Source organism: candidate division KSB1 bacterium, from assembly GCA_022562085.1.
Taxonomy (GTDB): domain Bacteria; phylum Zhuqueibacterota; class Zhuqueibacteria; order Oceanimicrobiales; family Oceanimicrobiaceae; genus Oceanimicrobium.
Window position 1 is genome coordinate 1 of the sequence record JADFPY010000416.1, and the last position, 426, is coordinate 426.

General features: G+C 37.6%; 1 protein-coding gene. It reads right to left on the bottom strand.

Annotated features, from left to right (window positions below; all coding sequences use genetic code 11):
- Positions 1-140 precede the first annotated feature (140 nt).
- Positions 141-311: a hypothetical protein gene (locus IH879_21490; protein MCH7677501.1), complete on the bottom strand. Its 171-nt coding sequence runs from the start codon at positions 309-311 to the stop codon at positions 141-143.
- Between the last annotated feature and the right edge of the window lie 115 nt (positions 312-426).

Here is a 426-nt window from a genome sequence, read left to right on the forward strand (position 1 = left end):
AAAATCCGAGCTGCTTAATTTGTAGATCTTAAGTCCGGGCTCCAAGCGCCACCGCCACTCAAGAAAATAGTTGCAGCTACTCCTATTAAGCCGTTGTGCTCGTTCTATTATTTTTTCCCATTTGGAGTACATTGACTGTGTCAACCTTTCAAGTCGTATTGAAGCGTTCCAAATTGGCGAAAGGCCTCAACTCCGCCATGTGCTTTAATCGCCTCATCAAGTTGTGCTTGTAAATTAGATGAAGCGATACAGAAAAATACAAGGACTGCCAATAAATGTAATGTGACTTGGAAAATTTTTGTTCTTTTCATGATTGTCTCCTTCCTTTTAATTTAGTATTGTCAAAAGTTTTTGATTTAATATAGGTATAACTTTAAAATCTTTAGTAGGTTATGTGCGTTCTGTAGTCTTCCTTCGGTTTTGTTG

Coding starts and splice junctions, on each gene's coding strand:
- IH879_21490 (MCH7677501.1), bottom strand. CDS start 311: ATGAAAAGAACAAAAATTTTCCAAGTCACATTACATTTATTGGCAGTC.